Below are 23,871 nucleotides of genomic sequence, written 5' to 3'. Positions count from 1 at the left end.
ATTAAAAAGCGGTATTAATTACTTTACTGTTGCCGTGCCAGTGCTGCGATATCCGGCGTACCGACCTGTACCCCGGCATTTTGGGCGCGATGGCGCAGCAGATGATCGAGCAGCACTATTGCCAGCATGGCTTCGGCTACCGGTACCGCACGGATACCCACGCAGGGATCGTGTCGGCCCTTGGTCACCACATCCACCACTTCTCCGGCGGTATTAATGGTTTTGCCCGGTATACTGATACTGGAAGTCGGTTTTAACGCCATACTGACCAGAATATCCTGGCCACTGGAAATCCCACCTAAGGTGCCGCCGGCATGATTCGCCGTAAAGCCCTGCGGTGTCAGCTCGTCACGGCCGGTGGAGCCACGCTGCTCAACTACCGCAAAACCATCGCCGATTTCCACCGCCTTAACGGCATTGATACTCATCATCGCATGGGCGATATCCGCATCCAGACGATCAAACACCGGCTCACCCAGACCGACCGGCATCCCGGTTGCCACCACATTAACCCGCGCGCCAACCGAATCACCGTCTTTTTTCAGCTGCCGCATATAGTCATCCAGCGCTTCTAGCTTGCTGGCATCCGGGAAGAAAAAGGCGTTTTGTTCCACCTGCGACCAATCCAGCTGCTCGGCTTTAATCGGCCCCAGTTGCTGTAAATAACCACGGATTTCAATACCGCAGTGCTCAGCGAGATACTTTTTGGCAATGGCACCGGCCGCGACCCGAACTGCCGTTTCGCGCGCCGAAGAGCGGCCGCCACCACGGTAATCACGAATGCCGAATTTATGCCAGTAGGTATAGTCGGCATGGCCAGGCCGGAACTGGCTGGCGATATTGGCATAGTCTTGTGAGCGTTGATCGGTGTTTTCAATCAATAAACCAATACTGGCACCGGTTGTCTGACCTTCGAACACACCAGAGAGGATTTTGACACTGTCCTCTTCGCGGCGCTGTGTAGTGTAGCGCGACGTGCCGGGCTTGCGCCGATCGAGATCACACTGTAAATCTTCGGCAGTTAACGCCATCCCGGGCGGGCAACCGTCGACAATGCCGCCAATCGCCGGGCCGTGGCTTTCACCAAAAGTCGTAACTTTAAATAACTGGCCGATGCTGTTACCTGCCATTTAACTTTCCTCGAATAAATGCTGGCAAGCGACAAGTTGTGCTTTGCTCAGTGCAAAGACGCCAAGGCCTCCGGCACTAAACTCCAGCCAGCGAAATGGGACGTCTGGATATCTATACTGCAATTCAACCATACTATTGCCCACTTCACAAACTAAAATACCCTGCTCGGTTAAATGTGCAGCCGCATCGCGCAGGATCTGCCGGGTTAATGCCAGGCCGTCGATCCCAGAGGCTAGCCCCAGTTCTGGTTCGTGCCGGTATTCATCCGGCAGATCGGCCATATCTTCAGCATCGACATAAGGCGGGTTAGTGACAATCAAATCATATTGCTGGCCAGCCAGGGCACTAAAGCCATCAGACAGAATGGGGTAGACCCGCTCCTGCAGCTGATGCTCGGCAATGTTTAGCTCACATACTGCCAGAGCATCCTCGCTGATATCGACGGCATCAACCTGCGCTTCCGGGAAAGCCACCGCACAGGCAATAGCAATACAGCCCGAGCCGGTACAGAGATCCAGAATATGGGCCGGGCTACTGCCAGCCGGTAGCAGGCCCTGAAACTGCTGCTTAATCAGCTCGCCAATCGGTGAGCGCGGGATCAAGACCCGCTCATCGACATAGAACGGTAGATCACAAAAATAGGCTTGCTGGGTCAGATAGGCGGCCGGAATACGCTGGGTAATTCGCTGCTGTAACAGTGCGACAAAGTGTTGTTTCTCATCCAATGTCAGGCGCACGCTAAATAACTTTTCATCGCGCAGGGGCGGCAAGTACAACACATGCGACAGCATCACTGCGGCTTCATCCCAGGCATTATCGGTACCATGGCCAAAATAGACTCCACCCTGATGCATCCGGCTAACGGCCCAACGTAACCAGTCATGCAGGGTCTGCAGTTCGCTATAGGCGCGGTCCAGTAATTCAGGACTAAAAGGTGCGGGTAAGGTGTCAGACATGGTATCCTTGGCTCCGGTAGCAGCTAATAAGATAGTATAGATTAAGGCCGATGCAGCAAAAAAAGCCGAAGCCCGATGCACTCAGCGTCGAAGAGCGAGCCCTGTTTCGCGACAGTGTCGCCGGTGCCCGCCCGCTTGAGCAGGACAAGATACCGCCAGTTGTCAGACGCAGCAAGCAAAAACGCCTGCCGACAGCTGCCGCTGAGCTATCTGCGCAAAAACTGTTCTTTTTCTCCGATGAATATGAAGCCATTACCGACACCAGCGGCAGCTTGTCTTATGTGCAGCAGGGTGACGATCCGATGCTGGCCGGCCGCTTACGCCGCGGTGAATTAGAACCGCAGGTGGTACTGGATTTACACGGCATGACAGCCAATGAAGCGAAAACACAGCTGGCTGGCTTACTGGATTATTGCCAGCAGCAGCAATTTAATTGCGCCTGCGTCGTACATGGCAAGGGGCTGGGCATACTGGCACGTAAGGTACCAAACTGGCTGGTGCAACATCCAAATGTACGCGCCTTTCACACCGCCCCAAAAAGCTGGGGCAAGCATGGTGCCCTGTTGTTATTACTGAAAATTAATCAAAGTACCGAGCAGCAGTTTCGTGAACTGCAGCACCGATAACAGCACCAGCTGTCACAGCAAGATCAATCAGCGTTAGCTACGTACCAACGACAAATCCAGCGGTGACATCTGCTCTAACAACTTGCCGCCGCGTGCTGTCCGGTAGTCGATACAACATAGAGCTGCAGTGGTGAAAATGGGTGTGCGGCCCGCGTCAGTAAAGGCTTCTACCAGAAAACTGACCAGCGGCATATGGGATACCAGTAATACCCGCGCATCAGGTTGCTCAGCGAGCAGTAAATCCAGTTTATCTTTGATCTGTAACGCCTGGCCATCAGGCACCAATTGCGGTATCACCTCCAACCGACAGGCAGCCTGAGCTTCTAGCATGATGGCAGCAGTTTGCCGTGTGCGCAGGTATGGGCTGACCCACAGATAGTCAAATGCCGGATAGGCACCGGCCAACCAGGACGCCATCTGTTGCACTTCCTGCCGCCCCTGGTCAGTCAGCGCGCGTTGCTGATCATCGGCCTGCAGCGGCTGAGCTTCGCCGTGGCGCATGATTACAATATTTACCATGGTGTTATTGCCATACTACTTGATCTGTCCCATCTGGCCGGCCGTTTAACAAATAAGCATGCGTCAGGTGAAAATAGTGCGCTATGATAATGAAAGTCAGCCGCCAGCGTAACTGCTATTAAAGCATAAGACCTATGCTGGTTATTACTTATCGCTATGAGAGGTGCCCACAGCAGGTGCCTTTAAAGGATGCATCTTGGCCAGTTCACCGATATTGCAAAGCCCGAACGATCCCAGACAGTACCGGCACCTTGTCTTAGCTAACGGTTTAGCCGTGCTGCTGGTTCAGCAAGCCGACAGCGAAAAAAGTGCGGCGGCGTTGACCGTCAATGTCGGGCACTTCGACGATCCGATAGAACGCGAAGGTTTGGCCCACTTTTTAGAGCATATGCTGTTTTTGGGTAGTGCCGCTTACCCACAGGCCGGCGAGCTGCAGCAATATATCAGCGAACACGGCGGCAGCCACAATGCCTGGACCGGCACAGAGCATAGCCAGTTTTATTTCGATCTTGAACAGCAACATTTTGCTGACGGCTTAAGCCGCTTCGCTGCGATGTTTACGGCGCCCTTATTTAGCAGTGACTATGTCGAAAAAGAGCGCCAGGCCATTGAAGCAGAATTCTCGCTAAAGCTAAAAGACGATAGCCGGCGCATCTATCAGGTGCATAAAGAAAGCATTAATCCGGCACACCCCTTTGCCAAGTTTTCGGTTGGTAATGCCCAGACGCTGGCAGACCAACCGCACGAAAGTCTGCAGCAAGCGGTTAAACGCTTTTTCGATAGCCAATACAGCGCTCAGAGGATGTCATTGTGCCTGGTTGGCCCACAGAGCCTGGCTGAGCTGCAGCAACTGGCAACACGCTATTTCAGTGCAATTAAAGGTGATGTTGCGGCAAAGAGCCCGCTGCAGGTACCACTCTATCTGGCCGAGCATCAGGGATTACAGTTAAATATCCGGCCACATAAGAGCAGCCAGCGGTTAGTGGTGAGTTTTGCGCTTCCCGATATCCAGCCCTGGTATCGCTATAAAATCGTCAGTTTTCTCGCCCATCTGTTAGGTGATGAAGGGCCTGGTTCATTGTTAGCCGTGCTGAAAGCGCAGGGACTGGTGAATCAGCTAAGTGCCGGTGGCGGCATTGATGGCAGTAACTATAAAGATTTTACGCTAGCGTTCGAATTAACCCAGCTTGGCCGCCAGCAATACCAGCAGGTCGTGCAGGCGGTATTCGCTAAATTGCAGTTACTGCAACAAAGCGCCTTTCCCGAACAGTTGTTTAAAGAGCGGCAGAAACTGCTGCAATGGGCTTATCAATTTTATGAGCCCGCTACGGCATTGCAAACGGCGATGGATCTGTCGCTCAACCTGCAGCACTATCCGCTACAGGATGTGATCTTTGGCGATTACCGGATGGAGCCGCCGCCGCTTGCGCTGTATCAGCAGCTATTGAGCTATTTTAACGCCGCTAACCTACGGCTGATGCTGATTGCCGATGATGTCACTACTGACCGTCAGGCCCGCTGGTATCATACGCCCTATCAGCTGCAAGCAATTGATCAATCCTTACTCGCTGCGCTTGCCCAAACCGCGCTGCTTGACGGCATCCAGCTGCCAGAGGCCAATCCCTATCTGCATGCCGATTTAACCTTACTCACCGCAGCGGATCATTTAGATAAGCCAGAATTGTTCTTTACTGACCCTGGGTTAAGCCTTTGGTACAAAGCGGATACGGACTTTAATAGCCCCAAAGGCCATATTTTTATTCAGTTGAGCCTGCCCAATAGCTGTCAGACGCTGCAACAGCAAGCCGCCAGTCGCTTATGGGTCGAATTACTGTTAGATCGCTTTAATCAGCAGCTTTACGCCGCAACAACTGCCGGGCTGAATTATTTTCTGCATGTTCACCGCCAGGGGCTCAGTTTACAGACCAACGGCCTGAGCGCTAATCAGCTACGTCTGGTTGCTGATCTGTTAGCACAGCTGCCAGATCCACAGTTTTGTCCGCAACGTTTTGCAGAGTTAAAACAGCAACTGTGCCGGCACTGGCTAAACAGCAGTAAGAATAAACCTGTTGCCACCTTATTTTCAAAGCTTTCGGCTGTGCTGCAACCACAGAATCCGGAGCCGGTACAACTGGCAACGGCGCTGGCCGCGTTAAGCTATGCCGATTTTCAACAGTTCCGGCAGCAGGTCTGGCAAGCCTTGCATCTGGAAGCGCTGTTATTGGGCAATTGGAATCGGACTGATGCGCTGGCCTTACAGCAACTGTTACAGCACTGGCAACGGCAGCAAGGCGCTATCGGTCAGGCGCTCAAACCGCAACAATGCCTGATCCGCGATCTGGGCCCCGTCTGGTTGGAAAACCCACCCGACTCGCCTTCCGACCATGCGTTGGTTATTTATCTGCCCGCGCGGGAAAAATCCCCCGTGATGATGGCGCTGTTTATGCTCGCCAATCACATCTTATCGCCGCGTTACTTTCACCAGCTGAGAACCGAACAACAACTGGGCTATCTGGTCGGCACCGGCTATGTCCCGGTCAATACCCTGCCGGGCATGGCGTTCTATATCCAGTCGCCTAATCAGCCAGCCGGTACTCTCTATCAGGCAACAGTAGCCTTTTTCCGGCAATTTATCAGCGAGTTGAATCAACTGCATGACAGCGATTTTCAGTCATTAAAGCAAGGCCTAGCTGCCCAACTGGCGGAACGGGATATTAGTTTAAGTGCCAGAGCTAAGCGGTATTGGCTGGCATTGAGTCAGGGCGATTATAGCTTTGATTTGACACAACAAATTCTTAATGCATTACAAGATATTGACCGACTGCGGTTTCAGGATTTTTTAAAGCAGCTGCTTGCCGCCGAGTATGATGTGTTGTTATTCGCCACCGATCCACCGCCAGCGGATACTTATGTAAAATGCCTGCATAAGTCGCAGTTGACAGAATTATTACAGCAGCAGCAAAAATGCTTTTGACAGTACCGATTTTCTCCGTTACCGTAGTCCAAAAGCAGTACTGAATAAATAAAAAAGTGCGCGATAAAACAATAACTTTTCTCACCCTCTCTTTTTTGGGGCTAACACTTGGCGTGTTATTTTTCTTGCCCCTTGCCGCAACGGCCCTTAGCTGGGATACCGTACAGCCTTATTTATTTCCTGCATTACTCACCCTGGCTCTTACCGGCCTGTTGCTTGGTCAGTTAAGTTTAAGACGGATGCGGCGTTACCATCAGGCACTGGCGAAAAGTGAAGAGAGGCTGCGACTATCGATTTGGGGCAGCGGCGATGAACTCTGGGACTGGAATATTGATAGTGGCGAGCTCTACCGCTCCAGCGCCTGGCTGGAGCCACTGGCGATTGCCCCCAAGACTGAAGATTTCCCGCCCAACAAAGCGCTGATCCATCCGCAGGACTTAGACCGGGTTAGCCACGCGCTATCGCAGCACCTGGCCGGCAAAAGCCCATTTTTTGAAGCCAGCTATCGCTTAAAAACACTGGATGAAACCTATATCTGGGTACTGGACCGCGGCAAGGTTGTCGCCTATCACGAAGATGGCAGAGCCCAGCGCATGACAGGCACCCTGAAAAATATCAGCCAGCTCAAACAAGCTGAAGCACGGATGCAGCTGTTCGCCCGCTGTCTGGAGAATATCTCTGATGCTGTGGTGATTTGTGATACTAAATTCAACATTATCGAAGTTAACCCAGCCTTTAGTGTGATTACCGGCAAAAGTCGGGAGCAGGTGCTACAAAGTCGTTTCCAGCTGTCACTCTATCCGCCGCGTTTTATTCAGGATATTGAGAAAAAACTGGTTAGAGATGGCCGTTGGAGCGGCGAGATCCGTGAACTGAAAACCAATGGTGATTACTACCAGGCAGAATTAACCTTTGACGTAATTAAAGACGAGCAGGGTTTTATCACCCAATACGTAGCGGTGTTTTCCGATATCTCCGATCGCAAAAGACGTGAAGCCGAGCTTAGCCGGCTGGCTAATAGCGATACCCTGACCGGTTTACCCAACCGCGCGGTTTTTATGAATAAGTTGGCCAGTCTGGTTACCGAGAAAACCGAACATGCGCTGCTGGTATTTGACCTGGATAACTTTAAAAAAATTAACGACTCACTGGGTCACGAGCTCGGCGATGCCCTGCTTTGTAAACTGGCTGATCGCCTGCATAACAATAAATTATTCCGGCAAAAACTTTACCGGCTGGGCGGTGATGAATTCGCTATTTTGCTCGACAATACCAACGATATTCATGCCATTACCAGCCTGGCGAAAAACTTACTGGAACAAATTAATAAGCCCTTTGCTGTGGATCAGCATGAGTTGGCGGTCACCAGCAGCGTCGGCATAGTGTTGTTTCCGGAAGATGGTAAGGATCCACAGGCGCTGCTGCGAAATGCTGATACGGCGATGTATCATGCCAAGAGTGCCGGCGCCAACCGCTATTTGTTTTTTAATGACACCATGAACAAACAGGCGGTAAAACGACTGCAAATTGAAAACCTGATCCGTCATGGCCTGAAAGAAGATTATTTTACGGTGTTTTATCAACCGAAGATGGATCTGCTCAGCGGCAAGGTGGTCGGGATGGAAGCGTTGGTGCGCTTTATCACGCCAAAGGGCGGCCTGGTTAGCCCCGGCAGCTTTATTCCGGTTGCCGAAGAAACCGGCCAGATTGTCGATATCGGTACCGTGGTTTTACGCAAAGCCTGTATCGATGTAAAACGCTGGATTGCTCAGGGGTTATTCCATGGCCGCGTCGCGGTAAACCTGTCGGCTAAGCAATTTATGCTGCCATTTTTGTGTGACCAGATTGACGATATTCTGCAGCAAACCGATTTACCCTCCTACCACCTGGAGTTAGAGATCACCGAGGGCACGGTGATGCAATCGCCGAAGCTGGCGATTGATACCATGAAAAAACTGCGTGCCCGCGGCATTCATCTGGCGATGGATGATTTTGGTACCGGCTACTCCTCGCTGGCCTATCTGAAACAATTTCCACTTAATACGCTGAAAATTGATAAAGCCTTTATCGACGATATGAGCAGTGCCCGCGGCCGCAATATGGTCGATACCATTGTCACTATCGCACACAACCTGAGCCTGAGTGTGGTGGCAGAAGGGGTGGAAACGCACGAACAACTGGAGCAGCTACGCAAGCTGCGCTGTGAAATTATTCAGGGTTACTATTATAGCAAGCCGTTGTCTGCCGAAGATTTTGCCGCTTTTCTGCAAGAACAAAAGCAACAACGGCCGAAGATTGCGGCGTTATAAAGGCGAAAGCCAAATTACAGACATTAAAAAAGCCCTAACGGGCTTTTTTAATCGGCATCTGATTCAACGTACGAGAAATCATCCGAGCCATCTGCAATCCGCTTCTTACCGAATACGGTATGAAATTTGCGTTTTTCTGCCAGACGTTGTTTATACTTTAACCAGGTTTTTTCATACACAGTGTTGGCTTCGGCTTCACCGCGGCAAACCAACAAAAAGCGCTGCTCTTCGTCATTTGCCGGTTGGCGTACGCCCTGCTCCAACTCTTGCATTGCTAAACCATGTTTTTCCAGCAGATTGCCCTCTGCCAGGGTAAAACGCCCAGACCGGGTAAAACCACGTGGGAAATTCCGGTCATCGAAAAAGCGACGATTAGCGACAAAACTTTGCTGCATCACTTTTTTCCTCTCATGTCGTTGAATATCAAGCCAGCCTGTTTAAACTGTGCGGAGTATGGTTAACAAAATTCCTGTCGTAAAACAAATATTTTTAATTGTTACGATAAAAAACATTTGAGGCTAGTTTGGATACTGACTTACTGAAAACCTTCCTGGAAGTACAGCGCACCCGCCATTTTGGTAAGGCTGCCGAAAATTTATACCTTACGCAGTCGGCGGTAAGTTTCCGCATCCGCCAGCTGGAACAACAATTAGGCGTAAATTTATTTATCCGACACCGAAATAACATTCAGTTAACAGCGGCGGGCGAGCGGCTGTTGCCACATGCTCAAACTATGCTGGCCGCCTTACAGCGCGCCAGACAAGACGTCGCGGACAGCGCCAGCCAAAGCCCGGCTTTACAGCTGGCAATGCCGATGGTATTGGCTGAGCAGTTATTAGCGCCCACGCTGCAGCAGCTGGCGTTATTGCCAACACCGCTGACAATCCGGGCCGAATCTTTACCCAAGGAGCTAATCAGTGACTTATTGCTGAGCCAACAATTGGATCTGGCGATTTTACCGGAGCCGGTAAAGACCGAGGACCTTTATCGCGAAGCCATAGCACAGTTACCGCTGCTGGCGGTATGCGTGCCGGGGCATGCGGCTTGTAAGCAGCTCAGCGCTGCAGAGTATTGTTATGTCGAATGGGGGCAGGCTTTTGCACTGCAGCATAGCCGCGATTGGCCACAGCTACAGGCGGCGCGCTTTAGCACTAACTCAGCGCAACTGGCGCTAACTCAGGTGTTAGCGGGTGAGGTCGCCGCCTTCTTACCCGAGAGCTGGGTTAAACCCTATCTTAATGCCGGGCAACTGGTGGCGGCAGCGGCGCAGCGCTATACACTGACACTCTATGCCGTCTGTCATCAGGACCGACAGCAGGACAGCCTGTTAAAAGCCGCTATGGCGCTTTTAAAGCGACAACTAGGGCCGGAATAAGCCGTAGCTACGGCCACGGGCGCGACGCAGCGTCAGGCGTTTGTGGCTGTTAAACAGCGGTAACAGCAAAGGACCGGTAAAGATTGCCGCCAGTGCCCAGCGCATCGCCTGCATACCACTACGCAGTGCCGCTATGTATACGCCTACTGCTACCATTAACCAAAGCACCGGAACTAATAACACCCGCTCTCTCCTACATCACTTTACTGCTGCTGGCGATTATACCAGCTATCCGGACGTCTTGCTGTTATGCTTTAGTTGCATTTTTAGCCAAAATGCAAAAAGGGCCCGCAGGCCCTTAGATAACTTACCCCCTGCAAGGCGGCTGTTACTGTGGATAGAAACGCTCGCCTGCTGTTGCCATTTTCAACAAGGTATCGCACGGCGTAAAGCGGCTACCAAAGCGGCTTTCCAGCTGGCGTAAAGTCGCAACCAGATTATTGACACCCAGCTTATCAATATAGCGGAACGGGCCACCGAGGAAGGGTGGGAAACCGATACCAAAGATGGCACCGATATCACCGCCCCGTGCCGAGGCAATAATACCCTCTTCCAGACAACGTACTGCCTCATTCAGCATTTGCGCGGTACAGCGGCTGGCAATCTCTTCGCCATTTAGCGCCGGCGCCGGTGTTACGCCAAGCACGGCATATACCGACTCATCAACCAGCTTTTTACCTTTTTTCGCAGCCTTACCATAAAGGTAAAACCCTTTTTCGGTTTTCTTGCCCTTTCGGCCATCAGCCAGCAGTTTGTCAAAGGCGGCAGGCGCGGCAAAGCGCTCACCGAGCTCAGCCGTTAAAATCGGCGAAATTTTGGCGCCAACATCAATACCCACTTCATCCAGCAGCGTCACCGGGCCGACGGGGAAGCCGAATTTGACCAGCGCACGGTCAATTTTTTCTACCGGTTCACCGGCGAGCAGAATATTGGCCGCTTCATTCATATACAGCGCCAGAATGCGGTTAACGTAGAAACCGGCACCGTCTTTCACCACGATCGGCGTTTTACCTTGCTTACGGGCAAAGGCAACCGTAGTAGCGATGGTCTCCGCAGAGGTTTTTTCATGCGCAATCACTTCTACCAGCGGCATCTTATCAACCGGTGAGAAGTAATGCAGACCGATCACATTTTCCGGGCGCGCTGCCTTTTCGGCAATCTTGTGGATCGGTAACGAACTGGTATTGCTGGCAAAGATGGTATGCTCCGCACAGTGCTGTTCAATATCGGCCACCATTTGCTGCTTTAAGCTCAGATCTTCAAATACCGCCTCAACCACGATATCGACATCATGGAAACCACTGTAATCGGTGGTGCCGGTGATCAACAGCAGCTGCTTTTGCATCTCGGCCTTGCTGATAAAGCGCTTTTTGTACTTTTTATTCAGAATATCAAAGCTGTATTTCAGCGCATTATTGATGCCCTGCTCAGCGATATCTTTGATCCGTACCGCTACGCCGGCCTTAGTGGCGCTGACATTAGCAATACCGCCGCCCATCAGGCCGCCGCCCAGCACCGCGGCTTTGCGTACCTTACGCGGTTTGGCATCACCGGCACCGCTTTCTTTCTTCATCTGGGTGGTAGCAAAGAAAATACTGCGCAGTGCCGCCGACTCTGGCGTCATACAAAGCTGGCCAAAGGCTTTGGCCTCTGCCGCCAGTCCTTTTTGATAGCCCTGCTCGACACCGGTTTGAATCACTTCAATAATCCGCAGGGCGGCAGGATAGTTGCCCTGGGTTTTCTTCAGCGTTTGTTTTAGCGCCTGAGAAAACACCAGTTTGCGACCTGGTCCGGTATTTTCCAGCAGCTTATCCAGCAGGCTCTGCTTTTTCGCTTCGCGACGGGGTTTGCCGGCCAGCGCCTTTTTCACTGCGGCATCAAGCAGAATGCTCTCTGGCACCACTTCATCCACCAGACCGAGCTTCTTCGCCTGGGCCGCACGCACTTGCTTACCCGTCAGGATCATATCCAGCGCTTTTTGCACGCCAACTAACTTTGGTAAACGCTGGGTACCACCACTGCCGGGTAGTAAGCCCAGCTGCACTTCCGGCAAACCCAGCACGGTTTTCGGGCTGCTGCTGGCAACCCGGGCATGACACGCCAGCGCCAGCTCCAGACCACCACCCAAGCAAGGGCCATGGATCGCAGCAACGACCGGCAGGCGCAGTTGCTCCAGCCGGTCGAACATTTGTTGTCCCATCGCGGCAATGGTTTCCGCCTGCTCTGCCGTCTGACAGGCATCGAGCATGCTGATATCGGCACCGGCAATAAAGGAATCTTTTTTGCCACTAATAAAGACCACGCCTTTTAAGGTACTGTCGTTAGCCAGCTGTTTCAGCATGGCATCAATTTCATCGGCAAACGAGGCTTTCAGGACATTCATGCTTTCACCCGGAATATCCATGGTGATCACGGCCACCTTGTCATCGCGGATGCTTAAGCTAAAGCTGCTTACTGTGTCAGTCATTATTCGGTCTCCACAATCATCGCTGCGCCTAAACCGCCGGCGGCGCAGGCAGTGGTCAGGCCGATGCCACCACCACGACGTTTTAATTCATTCAGGGTTTGCACTATTAAGCGGGTGCCGGTCGCGGCAAAGGGGTGGCCATAAGCCAGTGAACCACCGTTGACGTTAAATTTGTCCATATCAATTTCGCCAATGGCTTCGCTGCGGCCCAGCTTTTCTTCAGCAAATTTACGGCTACCAAACATCTTCATATTGGCCAGCGCCTGCGCAGCGAAGGCTTCATGCATTTCAATCAGCGTCAGATCCGACAGTTTCATCCCGGCGCGATCCAGCGCGATCGGCGTGGCATAAGACGGGCCCATCAGCATATCTTCATGTACGCCGATGGCCGAAAAGGCGTAGCTGCGCAGATAACCCAAAGGGGTATAACCCAGCGCCTTGGCGCGGCCTTCGGTCATCATCAGCACAGCAGAAGCACCATCGGTCAGCGGCGTACTGTTTGCCGCCGTTACAGAGCCATGCACCCGGTCAAATACCGGCTTTAATTTGGCGTAAGAGTCGAGCTTCGACTCCATCCGGATATTATTATCGATCTTTAAATAGCGGCTGTACGGCTCAACATAGGCGGTCATCACCTCATCGGCCAACTTGCCGGCTTGCCAGGCGGCCGCCGCCAGGGTGTGCGAGCGGTGTGCCATTTCATCCTGCGCCGCCCGGCTGATACCATGGCTTTTCGCCATTTGTTCAGCCGTATCGCCCATTGACAGGCCGGTGCTGTATTCTGCTACCGCTGGTGGAACCGGCAGTAAGTCTTTCAGGCCCAGACGGCGGAAAATTGCCAGTTTCTGGCCCAGGGTTTTTGCTTTATTAACATCGACCAGGGCGCGCGCCAGTTTCTTGCTCACGCCAATAGGTAAGACTGAGCTGGAGTCAGCGCCACCGGCAATAGCGATCTGAGTGACACCGGCCAGCATGGATTCGGCAACACTGACTACCGACTGAAAACTGGTGGCACAGGCCCGGGTAACACTAAAAGCATCGGTATGCACCTGCATGCCGGTGCCGAGCACGATTTCACGGGCGATATTTGGCGCCTCTGGCATCTGCACCACCTGGCCATACACCACCTGCTCTACCAGCGCCGGATCCAGTTCGGCACGGATCAGTAATTCATTCACCACCAGTTTTCCCAGATCCAGAGCCGAGACACCATGAAACTCGGTCGCTTGTTTGGCAAAGGGGGTACGAAGCCCGGACACGATTGCAATACGCTCACCGTCACGGGTTCTCAGGTTGATAGGGGCTGCCATAGTTATCCTCTTGTTTTATGCTGGCCTGATTACAGGTCTGACCTCTGACTTTTGATTGTAACCACAGTCCGGCGAAATTAAAACAGTTGTTTTAAAACTCTTGTTTTAGCGCTTGTATTAGCCATGCGGGAACCTTATAAATAACGGCAGGTCCTAATTTGGCGTTTGCCCGCAGAAAGCGGTCAAAAATCAACCACTTCTTAATAATAAGACAGAAATCATCATGGTACAGGCTTTTGCGTCATTAAAATCTTATCTGGATAGCCAGGTGCTGGGTCAACCGGCACTGACCGAAGGCATCTTGCTGGCTTTGCTGGCCAATGGCCATCTGCTGGTAGAGGGGCCGCCCGGTCTGGCGAAAACCCGCGCAGTGAATGCACTGGCACAGGGTGTAGAAGCGGAGTTTCACCGCATACAGTTTACCCCTGATTTACTGCCTGCCGATCTGACCGGTACCGATATCTACCGGCCGGAAACCGGCGCCTTTGCCTTTCAGTCCGGCCCGTTGTTTCATAATTTAATTCTGGCGGATGAAATTAACCGGGCACCCGCCAAGGTACAGTCTGCACTACTGGAAGCGATGGCCGAGAAACAGGTCACAGTGGGTCGCAATACATACAAACTGCCGGAGCTGTTTCTGGTGATGGCGACGCAAAACCCGCTGGAACAGGAAGGTACCTACCCGCTGCCGGAAGCCCAACTTGACCGCTTTTTATTGCATTTAAAGGTTGATTACCCGGATAGCGCGACCGAGCTGGAGATCCTGCGCTTAACCCGAGCCGAAGCCCGCCATGAAACACCGGTTAAAGCGGCACCCATCAGTCAGGCGGATATTTTCGCTGCCCGCCAGCAGGTATTAAAGCTGCATCTGGCGGAGAGCCTGGAGCACTATATGGTGCAACTGGTGATGGCCACCCGCCAACCGGCGGCGTACAGTGACAAACTGGCCAGCTATATCAGCTATGGCGCCAGCCCGCGGGCGACCATAGCGCTGGATCGATGCGCCCGTGCCCGCGCCTGGCTGGCGGGTCGTGATTTTGTTACGCCGGAAGACATTCAGGCGGTATTTCATAATGTGCTGCGCCATCGTCTGATCCTAACCTATGCGGCAGAAGCCGAAGGGATCAGCACTGATCAGGTGCTGACCGAGGTTCTGCAGCGGGTGGCAGTGCCCTAAGATGAGCGAACTGGCTTTTGATGCACAGCGCTGGCTTAGCAGCTTGCACGCCAACGGTTATCAGCTGGGCCTGCCGGAGCTGCTGTGGTATCAGCACCATACCCGGTTACTGGATCTAAGCCCCGGCCAGCAGGTACATAGCAAGCTGGCCGGCAGTTATCTGGCGCGCAGCAAAGGCCGCGGCATGGAGTTTGATGAAGTGCGACACTATCAGGTGGGTGACGATGTGCGCGCTATTGACTGGCGGGTAACGGCCCGCACCGGACGGGTCCATACCAAGTTGTTCCGTGAAGAGCGCGAGCGCCCGGTGTTTTTGCTGACAGAGCTGACCGAGTCCATGCGCTTTGGCTCCAGTCTGCTGTTAAAATCCGTGCAGGCAGCGCATCTGGCGGCCCTGTTGGCCTGGCATTGCAAAGCCAATGGCGACAAACTGGGTGGCCTGGTGTTTAGTGAACAGCAGCATGTACTGTTAAAACCCCTGGGCAGAAGCCGTGGCGTGTTGCGCTATTTGCAGGCTCTGTTGGATGTGCATCAGCAAAACCGCAGCAATCAGGGCATGGTCCTGAGCACAGCACTGGCAGAGCTGAGACGACTGCTGCGCCCGGGCAGCCTGCTTTATATTTTGTCCGATTTTGCCACCCTGGATGCTGAGGCGTTACGTCATCTGCAGGTATTATCACAACATAATGAAATTCACTGTTGTCAGCTAACAGATCCGCTGGAGTTACAGCTGCCATCAGAGCTACAGGGCGAGGCGCTGGTCAGTGCCGCTCAGGCATTAAAAGTGGTGCAGTTTAATTCACAGCTAAAACAGCGCTATCAACAGCAACAACAGCAGGCGCTGGCGACAGCTAAGCACAGCGTGTTACAACTGGGCTGCAAATGGCTGACGCTAAGCAGTGCCAGCCCGCTATTAAGCCAACTGGCTGGGGTCTATCATGACTGAGCCAGCACAATTATTGGCGTTACTGGCCGATATTGACGAGCCGGCGTTAAGCGAGAGCTTCGCACTGGCGCCCGGTCACTGGCTGCTGTTACTCCTGCTAGTAGCCGCCTGCTTATTTGCGCTCACTATTGCGCTGCGTTACTGGCGGTTTCAGCGCCCGAAACGGCTGGCCCGACGCCTTTGGCAGCAACTGGATGCCACTGATCCGACAATGCCGGCCCAGCTGAATCAACTGCTCAAACGCTTACTAAAAGCCTATGCACCACAACATCCGTTGTTAACCGCCGATACCAAGAGCTGGCAACAGCACTGGCAGAGTCAGCTACCCGCCCCGCTGCAGTTACCGTCGTTACAGCCACTGTTATATCAGGCGCCAACGCAGCATACCGCGCTGGAGCGCCAGCAGTTGTATCAGTGTGGTGGGGTCTTTATCCAGCGTTTTAACGGCCGCTTGTATCAGCACACCACCAGCCCAGCGACCGGCCCGGGTACAGGAGTTGACCATGCTGGAGCTTAGTTATCCCTGGCTATTACTGGCACTGCCCCTCCCCTGGCTGGTGCCCAAAGCCCGCCAGCTAAGCGGCAGTGCGCTAAAGCTGCCGGCCCTGGCGAAATTAGGGCAGGCGCACAGCACTGGCGCCACAGCGCCAATCAGTGTGCGTCTGTTGCTGCTATTAACCTGGGTCCTGCTGGTGCTAAGCGCCAGCCAGCCACGCTGGCTGGGTGAGCCGGTAACCCTGCCACAGCAGGGGCGCGAACTGATGCTGGCGTTGGATCTGTCCGGCTCGATGGATATTCAGGATATGGAGTTAAATGGCCAGCGCATGACCCGGCTGGATGCGATGAAAATGGTGCTGCGCGATTTTATTGCCCAGCGCCAGGGCGATCGGATTGGCCTGATCCTGTTTGCAGATGCCGCCTATCAACAAACACCGCTCACCTTTGATCTGGCGACGGTACAGCAGTTTCTCGACGATGCCGTCATGGGCCTGGTTGGCCAGAGGACTGCCATTGGCGAGGCGATCGGCCTTACCGTAAAACGGCTGAATGCCTACCCATCCAGCAACAAAGTGTTAATTCTACTCAGTGACGGCGCCAACAACTCCGGCGAGATCCAGCCCCGCGAAGCCTTACAACTGGCGAAAGCTGCCGGGATCCGCATCCATACTGTCGGCCTGGGTGCTGAACAGCTGGTACAACAGAGTATTTTCGGACAGCGTATTATCAACCCTTCACATGATTTAGACGAAGTGTTATTACGTGAGGTAGCCGAGCAGACCGGTGGCCGCTATTTCCGCGCCCGTAGTCCGGCAGAGCTGCGGCAAATTTATCAGTTACTGGATCAGCTGGAACCGATAGAACGTGAGCAGCTCACCTACCGGCCCCAGCTTAGCTTGCTGCATTATCCGCTGGCGCTGGCTTTGCTCTGTAGCTTTTATCTGGCGCTGCGGCGAGTTGATTGGGCAGGAGTAAAAAACCGTGTGGTCTGAGTTACATCTACTACGTCCATTCTGGCTACTGGCCCTGCTACCAGCGCTGTTACTCTGGCTGCTGCTGTACCGGCACCGCCAGCAACCAGGGCTTTGGCATAATCTGATTGCCCGGCATTTACAACCCGTGGTATTGCTGGGGGAACAACTACACAAACGCCAGCCGTTGGCCCTGCCCTTGCTGGCACTTTGCTGGCTGTTGGCCGTGCTGGCATTAAGTGGCCCAAGCTGGCAGAAACTGCCGCAACCGGCACTAACCGTCAAACAAGCGACAGTGCTGATTATGGATATGTCACTGTCGATGCGCGCCACCGATCTGGTGCCGGATCGCCTGACGCAGCAAAGATTTAAAGCGCTGGATTTTATTGATAAATTACGCGAAGGCGAACTGGCATTGATTAGCTATGCTGCCGATGCCTTTGTGATTTCGCCGCTGACACCGGATCACAACAACATCCGCCTGCAAGTGCCCAATTTGCGCCCGGAGCTGATGCCGGGTCAGGGTTCTAATGTGCTGGCTGCGTTGGAGCTGGCCGATCAACTGTTAACCCAGGCTGGCTTCGCCAGTGGCGAAGTGATTTTATTTACTGACGGTTTTGAGGCGCAAAGTTTTCATGCGCTGCAGCAACTGCTTAACCGTTATCCACACCGGTTGTCCGTGTTGGCATTTGGCTCTGCTGAGGGCGCAGTGGTAAGGCTGGAAAACGGTGAGCTGTTAAAAGATCGTCAGGGTGGCGTAGTAGTACCACGAGTACCGCTACAACAACTGGCGGTGCTGGCCCGTCAGGGTGGCGGTCAATTCCGGCAAGCCGTCGCTGATAACAGCGATCTGGAGGCGCTGGTGCAGGCACTACGCAACCCACAGGCCAGTAAAGGCGAGACGCCGATATTAAGCGGCGATGTCTGGCAGGATGGCGCAGTTTATCTGGTCTGGTTATTGTTACCGCTGGCGCTTTGGCTTGGCCGGCGCGCCGCGGTATTAATGCTGTGTTTGCTAATCTATATCCCGCCGGCCGATGCCAACAGTTGGCAGCAGCTGTGGCAAACCCAACAGCAACGCGCACAGCAGGCTTATCAACAGGGTAACTATGTCAGAGCCAGAGAGCAGTTTCAGGACCCACTGTGGCAAGGTAATGCGGCCTACCGCGCCGGTGATTATCAGCAGGCAGAGCAAGCCTACCGCCAGGCGATTGCGCAGGGTGAAAACGCCAGTCTGTGGCACAACCTTGGCAATACGCTGGCACTGCAGCAAGAGCTGGAGCAGGCACTGTCGGCTTTTCAGCGCGCCTCTGAGCTGGATCCGGAGCATAGCGCTGCACGGCAAAACGCCGAACTGATGCAGCAATTGTTACAGCAGCAAGCTGAGCAACAGGCTCAGCAGCAGCAAGAGCAGCAAGAGCAGCAAGAGCAGCAAGAGCAACAATCATCGGATAGCAGCGAATCATCAACAGAAAATGCCTCGCAAAATGCTAAAGAGAATGCTGAAGAACAAACAGATAATGCACAGCAATCGGCTCAACAAGCTGAGCAAAGCCCCCCGGACGAGTCCGAGCCACAGCAAACGGATGCTAACAGCGCGCAACAGGCTGAGGCTCAGTTAGAGCCTGCGCAAGATGAAACACAGGATACTGCGGCACAAGCTGTTATTAATGAGCCCTGGCCTAATGCGACACCGGAACAACAACAAGAGTTGGAAAATCTGCTGCGCAAAGTACAGGACGATCCCGGTGTCCTGCTTAGAAACCGCATGTTACTCGAATATCAAAAACGTCGTCACAGCCTACCCCCGCAAGGAGCTCAACAAGAATGGTAAGCCGTTTTCTTAGTTTGCTGCTGTTATTTTTGCCGCTGTCGGCCGCACAGGCCTTTAGCAGCCTGAGCAGCAGTGTCGACAAAAACCCGGCCATGCTGGGGGAAGCCATTACCCTGACAGTAAGCGCTGATGGGCGTTTTGCCGCCGATGCCATAGATTTTCGGGTACTGGAGCAAGACTTCAGGGTTATGCTGCCGTCGGTAAGTCAAAGTACCCAGGTGATAAACGGCGTAACACAGCATAACACCAGCTGGAGTGTGTCATTATTTGCCAGTAACACCGGTAGTTACCGGATCCCGGCCTTTGAGTTAAACGGCGTGCGCTCCGAACCAATTGAACTGACCATTATTGAAAGTAGTCAGGCGCAAAACCGGCGCGACCTCTTTCTGGAGGCGAAATTAGTCGGTTACCCCTCTGCCTATGTGCAACAAATGCTGTACTACGACGTGGTGATTTACTTTAGTGGTGACTTGCAACGCGGCAATCTGACAGAGCCGGCACTGGAAGGCGCCGAAATTCAGCGCCTGGGCCCAGATACCGAAGGCACCGCCCTGATTGACGGCGTACGTTACCGCACCATTACACGTCGCTATTTGTTGATCCCACAGCGCAGCGGTGACTTTGTCATAGCCCCGCCACTTTTTACCGGTGAAATGATAGAGCGTAATCCAGAGCGTTTTAACTACTTCTCGCGCAGTAAAACCGTAATGGCCGAAGCGGAGCCAGTGCAGCTGGAAGTGAAACCACAACCGGAAAACTTCCCGGGTCGCTGGCTGATAGCCGGCCTGGTAACGCTAACCGAAGAATGGCAACCGGATAGTCAACAGCTAAAAGCCGGTGAGCCTGTGACCCGGATTATTACCCTTTCGGCCGTCGATGTCGCCGCGAATCAGCTGCCGGATCTGGACCAGCAACTGCCCACCTCATTGCGGGCCTATCAGGAACAGCCACAAAGCCGCGGTGCTGAGCGTAGCGGCCGGCAGGTGGCGCAAAAAGTCTTTACCAGTGCCCTGATTGCCAGTAATGAAGGCGAGTTAGTCTTACCTGAAGTGCGTCTGCCATGGTGGAATAGCCAGACCAACCGGCTGGAATATGCGGTGTTGCCAGCCCGTGCGCTGCAGGTAACCGGGAATGCCCAACCGACGATGTCGCTGCCAACGCTAAGCAGCCCAGAATTGCTGCCAGTAACAGCTGCCAACAGCCCCTGGCAATGGAATTATCTGAGCACGGTATTGTTAGCCGCCTGGCTGCTGAGCACTGTGGCATTATGCTGGCTGTGGCTTGGACGCCGTATGCTGCGCGCTAACAATCAAGCTGGCAATCAAACGGACAACCCCAATACCGTCGCGGTCGATGCCGGTAAGCATGCCTTTAAACAGGCCTGTAACAATAATTCCCCGAAAAAGGCAGAGCAGACATTACTGCGTCTGGCCGCCGGCGCCTATCCGCCGGCATGCCGCTCGCTGGGTGAGCTTGCCGCTAAAGTGAGTGATCCGGCATTAAAAGCAGAGATTCGAAAGCTGGAGCAGGTGTTGTACAGCCCGCAAACCGAGAGTTGGCAAGGTGAGGCGCTGTATCAGGCCTGGTTAAAGCGCAAAGCTAACCATACTTCGCAGCGGGAGGTTCAGCTACAGCCGCTATACCCTGATTAAAAGGCCTGATTAAACATTCTGCTTAAAAGGCCTGGTTAAAAGGCCGGAATAACAGCACGGATTCGGCAGATCCCACAATCAACAAGGCGGGCTGGTAGCAAAGCACTAGCCAGCCCGCCGTCATCTTGTTAGCATTTACCCTAAGCTGAACTAAGACTAAAGGCTGCAGTTACCGCTCAAAGTCTTAGTCTAGCTAAATTTATTATGATTTGACCTTTGCTGACGCGTTCTGGCCGAAGTCAGCCATAGTCACAGACGTCAGTAAAGGTCAGCTCGTTTTACTATAACAATAACAGGAGCTTAGTTTGGAAACTGCCACTCTCTTTTCGCTCGCCCTCTATTTTCTGGCGATGATCGCAATCGGGCTTTATGCCTACCGTACCACCGATAATGATGTCTCAGGCTATATGCTGGGTGGACGTAAGTTAAGCCCCAGTGTCACCGCCCTTTCGGCCGGCGCCTCTGATATGAGCGGCTGGATGCTGATGGGCCTGCCTGGTGCTATGTACCTGTCCGGTTTAAGCAGTACCTGGATCGCCGTCGGGTTATTGATTGGCGCCTATCTTAACTATTTAATAGTGGCACCGCGGCTGCGGGTTTACACCGAGCTGGCGCAGGATGCCATTACCATTCCGGATTATTTTGAAAAACGCTTTGAAGATCGCACCCGTTTGCTGCGCTTAGTCTCATCGCTGGTGATTATTGTGTTCTTTACGCTCTACACCTCATCCGGCGTAGTTGGCGGCGGTAAGCTGTTTGAAAGCTCTTTTGGCTTTGATTATGAGCTGGGACTTTTTGTTACCGCCGGTGTGGTCGTGATCTATACCCTGATTGGCGGCTTTCTGGCGGTAAGTTTGACCGATTTTGTGCAAGGCTGTCTGATGTTTATCGCGCTGGTGTTAGTACCGGTGGTGGCGATTGATCATCTGGGAGGTCTTGGCGAAGTCAATCAGATTGTTAGAACCATCAATCCGGATCTGTTAAGTTGGGTTGGTGCCAGCTCAGCACTGGCGATTATCTCGGCGCTGTCCTGGGGTCTGGGTTATTTCGGCCAGCCACATATTATTGTCCGTTTTATGGCCATTCGCTCAGTAAAAGATATTAAAGCAGCACGGCGCATCGGTATGAGCTGGATGCTGGTAACCATCGTTGGTGCTGTGATGACCGGTTTTGTTGGTATTGCCTATGTGGCAAAAACCGAGATGACACTACAGGACCCGGAAACAATCTTTATTATCTTTTCGCAGTTTTTGTTCCATCCGCTAATCAGCGGCTTCTTACTAGCGGCGATCCTGGCGGCGATTATGAGTACCATCTCTTCCCAACTGCTGGTTACCTCCAGCTCACTGACCGAAGATTTCTATAAAACCTTTGTCAAACGTGATGCTTCACAGGCGGAACTGGTGGTGATTGGCCGGTTATCTGTGCTGGCGGTCGCTATCGTCGCCATCATGCTGGCATTTGACCGTAACAGCTCAGTACTGCAACTGGTCAGTAATGCCTGGGCAGGGTTTGGTGCCGCCTTTGGACCGCTGATTATCCTTAGCCTGTACTGGCAACGGATGACATTCGCAGGTGCTCTTAGCGGTATCGTGGTTGGCGCCCTGACGGTATTGTTTTGGATCTATGCACCACTCACCATCAATGGTTTGCCACTGAGTCAATGGCTGTATGAAATTGTACCTGGCGTGATCTTCAGTACCCTGGCGATTGTGCTGGTAAGTTTGCTGACAAAGACTCCGGCACCGTCAATTCTGCAACTCTTTGCCAAAATGCAGCAGGAAGTCAAAAAGCGCTAACAGGGTATATTAACAGCTGCTAGAATACCGGTAATAGACTTGATGGGCCTGAAATATGTCAGGCCCTTGCTGATGTTAGCCGGAGAAGTGTTGCCTATGTATTTTTACGCCGCGCGCCAACCTATCTTAGATCGCAATAAAGTACTGTTTGGATACGAACTGTTATTCCGGGATGGTGTAGAAAATGCGTTTCCGAATATTGACGGCGACGAAGCCACCTCCAAGATGGTAGAAGGTAGCCAACTCAGTTTTGGTTTGGACGACTTTCTTGGCGACAAACCCGGCTTTATCAACTTCACCCTGGACACTCTGCTAAAAAAATACCCCAGCATGCTACCCAAAGAGCAGGTAGTCATCGAAGTGTTGGAAACCATTCAACCCGGTAAACGCTTACTGGCCGAGTGCCAGCATCTGAAAGAACAAGGCTATACCCTGGCGCTGGATGATTACGAGCACAAAAACGTCTGGCGGCATTTTTACCCTTACATTGATATTATTAAAATCGATATTCGCAGTACCAATGCCGAGCAAATCGAAGAGATTAAGCAAGCGATTGCGGATTTCCCGCATATTAAGCTACTGGCAGAAAAAGTCGAAACCAACGCCGAATTTCAGCAGACGTTGGCGCTGGGCTTTAGCTATTTTCAGGGCTACTTTTTTTCTAAGCCTGAAATGCTACAAACCCGGGCACTTTCCCCGTCACAACTGGCGTTGGCAGAACTGTTGTACGAAACCTCTCAGGCCGATATGGACCTAGCCAGGATCACCGAAATTTTCAAACGGGATGTGACCCTGTCCTACAAACTACTGCGCTATAGCAACTCGGCGATTTTCCGGCGCCGGGCAGAAGTCGAAACCATCAAACAAGCGCTTATTGTGCTTGGCCAAGCCGAGTTAAAGAAATTCCTGTCACTGTTATTTACCGCTCAAATTAGTAGCGATAAACCCGCCGAGTTAATGCGACTCTCTATGACAAGAGCAAATTTTGCCGAAGGATTAGCCGGTCTGTCCGGACGGGTATCACAGGACAAAGCCTATTTAACCGGCATGATGTCACTGATGGATGCGATACTCGATGAACCGATCAGCAGTGTAATGGAAAAGCTGCCACTGGCTAATGAGATCAAAGCGGCACTGATTGAAAAAACCGGTGAACTGGCCGGCTTTATCCAGCTGATTGAATGTTATGAAAATGCCAGTTGGCCACAAGCCACCGCACTAATCGAAAAGCTCAAACTGCCGACGGATAAGATCCCGGACGTCTACCATCAGGCTGTGCAATGGGCGAATGAACAGATGAAAGCTTTAGGCGAAATCGCCTAAAGTT

19 protein-coding genes are annotated in these 23,871 nt (G+C 52.8%); 12 read left to right on the top strand and 7 right to left on the bottom strand.

Going from position 1 to position 23,871, the window contains the following annotated elements; all coding sequences use genetic code 11:
* Nucleotides 1-23: 23 nt before the first annotated feature.
* Nucleotides 24-1,130 carry a chorismate synthase gene (gene aroC, locus AEST_RS15340; RefSeq protein ID WP_008610127.1) on the bottom strand — a complete coding sequence of 369 codons (1,107 nt, stop codon included), beginning with the start codon at nucleotides 1,128-1,130 and terminating at the stop codon, nucleotides 24-26.
* A complete protein-coding gene (prmB, locus tag AEST_RS15335) occupies nucleotides 1,131-2,087 on the bottom strand; it encodes a 50S ribosomal protein L3 N(5)-glutamine methyltransferase (RefSeq protein WP_008610126.1) in 957 nt (318 codons plus the stop codon). It lies immediately after the preceding gene.
* Nucleotides 2,088-2,137: 50 nt separating this feature from the next.
* On the opposite strand from prmB, the gene smrB reads away from it, so the two are divergent.
* Complete coding sequence (gene smrB / locus AEST_RS15330) at nucleotides 2,138-2,713, top strand: endonuclease SmrB (protein WP_008610125.1); 576 nt, start codon at nucleotides 2,138-2,140, stop codon at nucleotides 2,711-2,713.
* A 33-nt stretch (nucleotides 2,714-2,746) separates the two neighbouring features.
* On the opposite strand, the gene sixA is transcribed toward smrB, so the two are convergent.
* Nucleotides 2,747-3,232: a phosphohistidine phosphatase SixA gene (gene sixA / locus AEST_RS15325; protein WP_039925599.1), complete on the bottom strand. Its 486-nt coding sequence runs from the start codon at nucleotides 3,230-3,232 to the stop codon at nucleotides 2,747-2,749.
* Nucleotides 3,233-3,428: 196 nt separating this feature from the next.
* Between sixA and AEST_RS15320 the strand changes: the two genes are divergently transcribed.
* Both AEST_RS15320 and AEST_RS15315 read left to right on the top strand, forming a co-directional pair.
* Nucleotides 3,429-6,206, top strand: coding sequence for an insulinase family protein (locus tag AEST_RS15320; protein WP_008610122.1), 2,778 nt, complete (start codon nucleotides 3,429-3,431; stop codon nucleotides 6,204-6,206).
* A gap of 239 nt (nucleotides 6,207-6,445) precedes the next feature.
* Nucleotides 6,446-8,515, top strand: coding sequence for a putative bifunctional diguanylate cyclase/phosphodiesterase (locus AEST_RS15315; RefSeq protein WP_039925651.1), 2,070 nt, complete (start codon nucleotides 6,446-6,448; stop codon nucleotides 8,513-8,515).
* 47 nt (nucleotides 8,516-8,562) lie between these two features.
* Here AEST_RS15315 and AEST_RS15310 read toward each other — a convergent pair whose 3' ends face one another.
* A complete protein-coding gene (locus tag AEST_RS15310; RefSeq protein WP_008610120.1) occupies nucleotides 8,563-8,910 on the bottom strand; it encodes a MaoP family protein in 348 nt (115 codons plus the stop codon).
* A 128-nt stretch (nucleotides 8,911-9,038) separates the two neighbouring features.
* Between AEST_RS15310 and AEST_RS15305 the strand changes: the two genes are divergently transcribed.
* Nucleotides 9,039-9,890, top strand: coding sequence for a LysR family transcriptional regulator (locus AEST_RS15305; RefSeq protein ID WP_008610119.1), 852 nt, complete (start codon nucleotides 9,039-9,041; stop codon nucleotides 9,888-9,890).
* On the opposite strand, the gene AEST_RS15300 is transcribed toward AEST_RS15305, so the two are convergent.
* The 3 genes from AEST_RS15300 to fadI form a co-directional block, all read right to left on the bottom strand.
* Complete coding sequence (locus tag AEST_RS15300; protein WP_039925598.1) at nucleotides 9,876-10,073, bottom strand: hypothetical protein; 198 nt, start codon at nucleotides 10,071-10,073, stop codon at nucleotides 9,876-9,878. The genes AEST_RS15305 and AEST_RS15300 overlap by 15 nt on opposite strands.
* A gap of 145 nt (nucleotides 10,074-10,218) precedes the next feature.
* Entirely contained in the window at nucleotides 10,219-12,357 is a 2,139-nt protein-coding gene (gene fadJ / locus AEST_RS15295; protein ID WP_008610117.1) for a fatty acid oxidation complex subunit alpha FadJ, read from the bottom strand.
* Nucleotides 12,357-13,667 (bottom strand): acetyl-CoA C-acyltransferase FadI, encoded by a 1,311-nt coding sequence (gene fadI, locus AEST_RS15290; RefSeq protein ID WP_008610116.1) that lies wholly within the window; start codon nucleotides 13,665-13,667, stop codon nucleotides 12,357-12,359. Before fadI ends, fadJ begins: the two co-directional genes overlap by 1 nt.
* A 223-nt stretch (nucleotides 13,668-13,890) precedes the next feature.
* Between fadI and AEST_RS15285 the strand changes: the two genes are divergently transcribed.
* From AEST_RS15285 to AEST_RS15250, 8 genes are all read left to right on the top strand, one after another.
* A complete protein-coding gene (locus tag AEST_RS15285) occupies nucleotides 13,891-14,844 on the top strand; it encodes an AAA family ATPase (RefSeq protein WP_008610115.1) in 954 nt (317 codons plus the stop codon).
* A gap of 1 nt (nucleotide 14,845) precedes the next feature.
* Nucleotides 14,846-15,790, top strand: coding sequence for a DUF58 domain-containing protein (locus AEST_RS15280; RefSeq protein ID WP_008610114.1), 945 nt, complete (start codon nucleotides 14,846-14,848; stop codon nucleotides 15,788-15,790).
* The gene (locus AEST_RS15275; RefSeq protein WP_008610113.1) at nucleotides 15,783-16,307 is read left to right on the top strand and encodes a DUF4381 family protein; all 525 of its coding nucleotides are present in this window, start codon (nucleotides 15,783-15,785) and stop codon (nucleotides 16,305-16,307) included. Before AEST_RS15280 ends, AEST_RS15275 begins: the two co-directional genes overlap by 8 nt.
* Nucleotides 16,294-17,280: a vWA domain-containing protein gene (locus AEST_RS15270; protein WP_008610112.1), complete on the top strand. Its 987-nt coding sequence runs from the start codon at nucleotides 16,294-16,296 to the stop codon at nucleotides 17,278-17,280. The genes AEST_RS15275 and AEST_RS15270 overlap by 14 nt, the downstream gene beginning before the upstream one ends.
* A complete protein-coding gene (locus tag AEST_RS15265; RefSeq protein ID WP_008610111.1) occupies nucleotides 17,270-19,093 on the top strand; it encodes a VWA domain-containing protein in 1,824 nt (607 codons plus the stop codon). Before AEST_RS15270 ends, AEST_RS15265 begins: the two co-directional genes overlap by 11 nt.
* Nucleotides 19,087-20,745 (top strand): BatD family protein, encoded by a 1,659-nt coding sequence (locus AEST_RS15260; protein ID WP_008610110.1) that lies wholly within the window; start codon nucleotides 19,087-19,089, stop codon nucleotides 20,743-20,745. The genes AEST_RS15265 and AEST_RS15260 overlap by 7 nt, the downstream gene beginning before the upstream one ends.
* 305 nt (nucleotides 20,746-21,050) lie before the next feature.
* The gene (gene putP, locus AEST_RS15255) at nucleotides 21,051-22,544 is read left to right on the top strand and encodes a sodium/proline symporter PutP (RefSeq protein ID WP_008610109.1); all 1,494 of its coding nucleotides are present in this window, start codon (nucleotides 21,051-21,053) and stop codon (nucleotides 22,542-22,544) included.
* A gap of 96 nt (nucleotides 22,545-22,640) precedes the next feature.
* Complete coding sequence (locus AEST_RS15250) at nucleotides 22,641-23,867, top strand: EAL and HDOD domain-containing protein (RefSeq protein WP_039925649.1); 1,227 nt, start codon at nucleotides 22,641-22,643, stop codon at nucleotides 23,865-23,867.
* The last annotated feature ends 4 nt before the right edge of the window (nucleotides 23,868-23,871 follow it).

Origin of the sequence: Alishewanella aestuarii B11, from assembly GCF_000280055.1 — a bacterium.
Classification (GTDB): domain Bacteria; phylum Pseudomonadota; class Gammaproteobacteria; order Enterobacterales; family Alteromonadaceae; genus Alishewanella; species Alishewanella aestuarii.
Note: the sequence above shows the minus strand (reverse complement) of the source record. Positions and strands in the feature narration are given on the sequence as shown.

Excerpts from the sequence above, each read along its gene's own strand:
- aroC (WP_008610127.1), bottom strand. The coding sequence starts at position 1,130 with ATGGCAGGTAACAGCATCGGCCAGTTATTTAAAGTTACGACTTTTGGT.
- prmB (WP_008610126.1), bottom strand. The coding sequence starts at position 2,087 with ATGTCTGACACCTTACCCGCACCTTTTAGTCCTGAATTACTGGACCGC.
- smrB (WP_008610125.1), top strand. The coding sequence starts at position 2,138 with ATGCAGCAAAAAAAGCCGAAGCCCGATGCACTCAGCGTCGAAGAGCGA.
- sixA (WP_039925599.1), bottom strand. The coding sequence starts at position 3,232 with ATGGTAAATATTGTAATCATGCGCCACGGCGAAGCTCAGCCGCTGCAG.
- AEST_RS15315 (WP_039925651.1), top strand. The coding sequence starts at position 6,446 with ATGCGGCGTTACCATCAGGCACTGGCGAAAAGTGAAGAGAGGCTGCGA.
- AEST_RS15310 (WP_008610120.1), bottom strand. The coding sequence starts at position 8,910 with ATGCAGCAAAGTTTTGTCGCTAATCGTCGCTTTTTCGATGACCGGAAT.
- fadJ (WP_008610117.1), bottom strand. The coding sequence starts at position 12,357 with ATGACTGACACAGTAAGCAGCTTTAGCTTAAGCATCCGCGATGACAAG.
- fadI (WP_008610116.1), bottom strand. The coding sequence starts at position 13,667 with ATGGCAGCCCCTATCAACCTGAGAACCCGTGACGGTGAGCGTATTGCA.
- AEST_RS15285 (WP_008610115.1), top strand. The coding sequence starts at position 13,891 with ATGGTACAGGCTTTTGCGTCATTAAAATCTTATCTGGATAGCCAGGTG.
- AEST_RS15280 (WP_008610114.1), top strand. The coding sequence starts at position 14,846 with ATGAGCGAACTGGCTTTTGATGCACAGCGCTGGCTTAGCAGCTTGCAC.
- AEST_RS15275 (WP_008610113.1), top strand. The coding sequence starts at position 15,783 with ATGACTGAGCCAGCACAATTATTGGCGTTACTGGCCGATATTGACGAG.
- AEST_RS15270 (WP_008610112.1), top strand. The coding sequence starts at position 16,294 with ATGCTGGAGCTTAGTTATCCCTGGCTATTACTGGCACTGCCCCTCCCC.
- AEST_RS15260 (WP_008610110.1), top strand. The coding sequence starts at position 19,087 with ATGGTAAGCCGTTTTCTTAGTTTGCTGCTGTTATTTTTGCCGCTGTCG.
- AEST_RS15250 (WP_039925649.1), top strand. The coding sequence starts at position 22,641 with ATGTATTTTTACGCCGCGCGCCAACCTATCTTAGATCGCAATAAAGTA.